The organism is Streptomyces sp. SID10853 (assembly GCF_010548145.1).
GTDB lineage: Bacteria > Actinomycetota > Actinomycetes > Streptomycetales > Streptomycetaceae > Streptomyces.
Genome location: NZ_JAAGLN010000352.1, coordinates 1 through 5,145 on the forward strand (window position 1 = coordinate 1; position 5,145 = coordinate 5,145).

A 5,145-nucleotide genomic window follows, 5' to 3' on the forward strand; every position below is an offset into this window, starting at 1 on the left:
CGCGCCGAGCGCCCCCGCCGCGAAGAAGACCCAGGCCCGGCCGCACATCAGGCGCCGCCCCCGCACCCCCGGCATCCTGCGGGCGCCCGGCGAGACCAGGCTCTGGCCGAAGTCCTTCGCCGACCGGCTCACCGCACCGCTGCCCGGTGTCAGGGCGATGGCCAGACTGGCCCGCGAGGGCGCCGTGCGGCCGCGCTCCGAAGGGCTGCGCGACATTCCGCTGCTGCCGTACGCCCCCGCCCCGCTCCCCGGGACCGACGCCACCACCATCGCCGTCACCTGGGCGGGGCACGCCAGCTGGGTGGTACGCATCGGCGGTCTCACCGTCCTCACCGATCCGGTCTGGTCGCGCCGGATCCTCGGTACGCCCGCCCGGGTCACACCGGTCGGGGTCCGCTGGGCCGACCTGCCGAAGATCGACGCCGTCGTCATCAGCCACAACCACTACGACCACCTGGACGCTCCCACCATCAAGCGGCTCCCGCGCGACACCCCGCTGTTCGTCCCGGCGGGCCTGGCCCGCTGGTTCAGGCGTCGGCGCTTCACCCGTGTCACCGAGCTGGACTGGTGGGAGTCGGCCGAGACCGGCGGTGTCCGCTTCGACTTCGTACCGGCCCACCACTGGTCCAAGCGCACCCTGACGGACACCTGCCGCTCGCTCTGGGGCGGCTGGGTCCTCACCGACGGGCGCGGACAGCGGGTGTACTTCGCGGGCGACACCGGTTACGGCCACTGGTTCCGGGAGATCGGCCACCGCCACCCGGGCATCGATCTGGCGCTGCTGCCGATCGGGGCGTACGAACCGCGGTGGATGCTCGGGCCCGTGCACACCGACCCCGAGGAGGCGGTGGCGGCCTGCGAGGATCTGGGCGCGCGCCGGATGGCGCCGATGCACTGGGGTGCGTTCCTGCTCTCCGCCGAGCCGGTGCTCGAACCGCTCACCCGGGTCCGTGCGGCCTGGGAGCTGGCGGGCCGGCCGCGCGACGACCTCTGGGACCTGCCGGTCGGCGGATCCAGGGTGCTCCAGGAGGTGCCCGCCGCCGACCGGCGGGCCACGGGAGCCCGGCCGCGAGGGCAGGTCGCCGACGGGTCGGGCCACTGACGGGTCGGGCTTCTGACGGCTCCGGTCACCGACCGCTCGGGTGCGGGCCTTTCAGTAACCCGCGGGGCGCACCAGCCCCGACTCGTACGCGAAGACGGCGGCCTGGGTCCGGTCGCGCAGGCCCAGCTTGACCAGGATCCGGCTCACATGGGTCTTCACGGTCTGCTCGGCCACCACCAGACGCCCGGCGATCTCCGCGTTGGACAGGCCCTGGGCGATGAGGGAGAGCACCTCGGTCTCACGCTCGGTCAGGTCCCCGGCCCTGCCCCTGGGCGCGGAACGCGGGGAGCTGGTCACCCGGGAGAACTCGGCGATGAGGCGCCTGGTGATGTTCGGCGCGAGCAGAGCGTCACCGGCCGCCACCACCCGTACGGCGCGGGCGAGTTCGTCGGCCGACGCGTCCTTGAGGAGGAATCCCGCCGCGCCCGCGCGGAGCGCCTCGTACACGTACTCGTCGAGATCGAAGGTCGTCAGCACCAGGACCCGTACGGTCGCCCCGGCCGGCCCGGTGATCCGGCGGGTGGCGTCGATGCCGCCGAGTCCTGGCATCCGGATGTCCATCAGGACGACGTCAGGGTCGAGTTCGGCGACCCGGTCGATGGCGTCGAGGCCGTCGACGGCCTGGCCGACGACCTCGATGTCAGGTTCGGCGTTGAGCAGCACCGTAAAGCCCTGGCGGACCATCATCTGGTCGTCGGCGATCAGTACCCGGATGGTCATGAGGGCCCCTCCAGGGGAAGTACCGCCGCCACCTCGTACCCGCCGCCGGGGGTCGGCCCGTCGGCGAAGTCGCCGCCCAGCATGGCGGCCCGCTCCCGCATCCCCAGCAGCCCGTGGCCGGCGCCGGGCGCGGGCGCCGGCGCGGGCGGTCCGGCCGGTGCGGTGTTGGTGACCCGCACATGGACGGCGGACGACCGGTACCCGATCTCCACCTGTACCTCCGCTCCGGGCGCGTGGCGCAGCACATTGCTGAGCGCTTCCTGCACGATACGGAACGCCGTGAGCCCCACACCCGGCGGCAGCGGACAGGGCCCTCCGGTGGTCCTGGCGGTGACGGTGAGTCCGGCCTTACGCACCCGGCCGAGCAGCGCGTCCAGCTGGTCCAGGGTGGGCTGCGGCGCCTGCCGCAGTCCGTCGGCCGATGTGTCGTCGGCGCGCAACACGCCGAGGACGCGGCGCAGTTCGGTGAGCGCGGTCACCGCGTTCTCACGGATGCCCGCGAGGTTCTCCCGCAGTTCGTCCGACGGATCGTCGACCAGATGCGGGGCGACCTGGGCCTGGATGGAGATGACCGACATGTGGTGCGCCACGACGTCGTGCAGTTCGCGGGCGATCCGGTTGCGCTCCTCCAGGAGCGTGCGCAGGGCCCTTTCCCCGGCGGTGAGTTCGGCCTGGGCGTCGGTCTCCCTGCGGGCCTTGCGCAGCCCGCGCAGTGAAGAGCCGACCACCACGACGGCCAGCAGCACGGGCACCGCCCGGTCGATGTCGTAGTGGTGCGGCCGCGCGGTGAACAGGGCGCACGCCGCACCGGCGAGCAGCGTGACCACCAGCGCCCCGCCCGCCCGCCGGGGCCGCACCCGCAGCGCCAGCAAAAACAGCGCACCTCCGGTCAGGAACATCCCCGGAAGGGTCCAGGGGAAGAGCACACCCGGACGGATCCCCGGCTCGGTGAGACACGTGAGGGCGACCATCAGGGCCGTCGACGCCCACCAGGCGGACAGCGGACGGAACAGCCCGGCCACCAGGGCCGCAGCCTGGCCGATGCCGAGCAGCACCGTCAGCCCGGGAACGGCGCCGCCGCCGTCCGGTTGCAGAGCGCCGATCTGGAGCGGTGCGAGGAGCGCGGCGCAGATGACCAGCGGGATGGCCAGCACCGGCCGCCAGACGGGATATCCGGGCTGCCCCGCGGCGGGCAGCGGATCGGACGGCAGGGTCAGGTCCCGGACCAGGGCGCGAGGCGCGCTCCGCAGGGCGGCCAGGAGCCACTCCCGGTCCCGCCACCGCTGCCCCCGTGCCACCCGCTCGGCCTCAGGCATGGCCATGGTGTGTCTCCCCCCTCGGAACACCCCGAACTCCCGGAACTCCCGGAACTCCCGGAACTCCCGGAACTCCCGGAACTCCCGGAACTCCCGGAACTCCCGTTACGGGCGCCCCGGTCCGTACGACCGAACTGTGTCCGCGCCCCCGCCGCTGTCCCTGCTCATACGTGTGGAACGCGGCCCAGCACACCAGCAGCGCGGCGGCGAACACCGGCAGCCAGACCAGCCGGGCGAGCACCCACCCCCAGGCGTCCGGGACGGTGTGCAGACCGGGCAGCACCCGACCGGTGAGCATACCGACGGCGGTGACGGCCATCATCGCGGTCTGGTGCCAGAGAAAGACGGTCATCGCGGAGAGGTTGACCAGCGCGACAGCCGCCCAGGCGGCCGGACGGGCCAGCGCCCGCCGCAACGGGCCGAGCAGCAGCAGAGCGGCTCCGCACTGGGCCAGACCGAACGTGACGGCGGCCAGGGTGGGCGGATCGAGGTTGGATATCCGGGAGCCGGGCACGCCCACCATGGACGCCGGATATCCGCCCCACAGGACGAGCCCCGCGGTGGCCGCGGCGCCGCCGGCCAGCAGGGTCCAGGCCGCCCCGCGCCCCCTGAGCGCTCCGCGTGCCCAGGACGCGCCCAGACAGTACGGAACGAGCCAGCCCGCCACCACATTGACCCAGCCGAGCCAGGACGGCCCGCCCAGGCCGTAGCGGATCAGATCGACGTGCAGCACCACGGCGACCGGCCACAGCGGGTGCAACCGGGCGACCAGCGGGGTCGCAGCGGTGAGCCCCGCGAAGACCAGCAGGAACCACAGCGGGGACAGCACCAGCTTGAGCAGCGTGTGCACGGTCGGCGCGCCGACGCCCGCCACGAGCATCACCGCGGCCGCCACGGCCCACACCACGAGCAGGGCGGACACCGGCCTGCCCAGCCGGACCAGCCGGGCCCCGAGCCACTGCCGGTAGCCGTTGCCCCGGGCGCGGCCCTTCGCGTAACTCGCCGCGCCGACCCGGCCGCCCACCAGGAAGAAGACCGCCAGGGTCTGGAACAGCCAGGAGACCGGGGCGAGTCGGGGCAGGTACTGCAGCGGGCTCGCGCCCTGCACCGTGCCGCTGTCGGCGACCAGCGCGGTCACCAGCCAGTGGCCGAGCACCACCCCGAGAATCGCGAGGGCGCGCAGCGCGTCGACGGTCCGGTCGCGGCCGGGCGGCGTCGCCGACTCGATCCGCCGGACCAGCTCACGCATGCCGAGAGCGCGCATGGCGCACCTCCCCGGAAGGCGCCTGCCCCACGACGATCCGGGCGAGGTTCGCCAGCGACAGCGAACCGGGCCTCAGATAGTCGCTGTGGCCGCCGCCGCCCGCGTCGAAGACCCGGGCGCCGAAGCCCGCCGAGACCGGGTCAGCGCCGAGCCCGAGCGTGCCGGACGGCAGCGGGATCCGTACGTGGGGCACATCGGCGATCCAGTCGCCGCGGCCCCGGGCGGCCCAGACGGTCGCCTGGGTGCGCAGATCGGCGGCGCTGGTGCGCCCGGCGCCGGGGCTGCCGTACAGCACGATGTCGGCGACGTGGAGACCGGCGGCGGCCCGGCCGCAGACCACCGAACCGTAGGAGTGGCACAGCAGCGCGATCCGGTCGGCCGGTGCGGCCCGGCCCAACTCCCCGCCGAAGCGCCGCAGCACGGGGGCCGCTTCGTCCGCCCGCCCGGTCGTCAGCACCCGGGTGCTGACCGTCGCCGGTGCCGCGTACCCGAGCCACGCCACGACGGCCGCCGCGCCGCCCAACTGCCGGTGGAGCGCCTCCGCCCCGGCCAGCAGCCGCCCGTACTCGTCGATGCCGGTGTCCGAACCCGGCACCAGTACGGCGATCCGCCGGGCCCGGGACAGATTCCCGAACACCTCGGCCGTGCGGCCGCCGTCGCGCCCGTCGAAGGAGAGGAAGTGGCGCCCCGGCCGTGCCATGGCGCGCAGTGAACCGGCCCGCCCGGTGTCGCCGTGGGCCAGG

The 5,145-nt window shown here is 74.3% G+C and carries 5 protein-coding genes; 1 reads left to right on the forward strand and 4 read right to left on the reverse strand.

Going from position 1 to position 5,145, the window contains the following annotated elements:
* Positions 1 to 46 precede the first annotated feature (46 nt).
* Positions 47 to 1,102: an MBL fold metallo-hydrolase gene (locus tag G3I19_RS34365; RefSeq protein ID WP_343235299.1), complete on the forward strand. Its 1,056-nt coding sequence runs from the start codon at positions 47 to 49 to the stop codon at positions 1,100 to 1,102.
* Positions 1,103 to 1,153: 51 nt separating this feature from the next.
* On the opposite strand, the gene G3I19_RS34370 is transcribed toward G3I19_RS34365, so the two are convergent.
* The 4 genes from G3I19_RS34370 to G3I19_RS34385 form a co-directional block, all read right to left on the reverse strand.
* Positions 1,154 to 1,822 carry a response regulator transcription factor gene (locus G3I19_RS34370; RefSeq protein ID WP_164267622.1) on the reverse strand — a complete coding sequence of 223 codons (669 nt, stop codon included), beginning with the start codon at positions 1,820 to 1,822 and terminating at the stop codon, positions 1,154 to 1,156.
* Positions 1,819 to 3,144: a histidine kinase gene (locus G3I19_RS34375; RefSeq protein WP_343235298.1), complete on the reverse strand. Its 1,326-nt coding sequence runs from the start codon at positions 3,142 to 3,144 to the stop codon at positions 1,819 to 1,821. The genes G3I19_RS34370 and G3I19_RS34375 overlap by 4 nt, the downstream gene beginning before the upstream one ends.
* On the reverse strand, positions 3,131 to 4,387 hold the full coding sequence (locus G3I19_RS34380; protein WP_164267624.1) for an acyltransferase: 1,257 nt from the start codon (positions 4,385 to 4,387) through the stop codon (positions 3,131 to 3,133). The genes G3I19_RS34375 and G3I19_RS34380 overlap by 14 nt, the downstream gene beginning before the upstream one ends.
* Positions 4,380 to 5,145: alpha/beta hydrolase (locus G3I19_RS34385; RefSeq protein WP_164267623.1), on the reverse strand; the 766-nt coding region annotated here is incomplete at its 5' end. The genes G3I19_RS34380 and G3I19_RS34385, both read right to left, overlap by 8 nt.

Excerpts from the sequence above, each read along its gene's own strand:
- G3I19_RS34370 (WP_164267622.1), bottom strand. The coding sequence starts at position 1,822 with ATGACCATCCGGGTACTGATCGCCGACGACCAGATGATGGTCCGCCAG.
- G3I19_RS34375 (WP_343235298.1), bottom strand. The coding sequence starts at position 3,144 with ATGGCCATGCCTGAGGCCGAGCGGGTGGCACGGGGGCAGCGGTGGCGG.
- G3I19_RS34380 (WP_164267624.1), bottom strand. The coding sequence starts at position 4,387 with ATGCGTGAGCTGGTCCGGCGGATCGAGTCGGCGACGCCGCCCGGCCGC.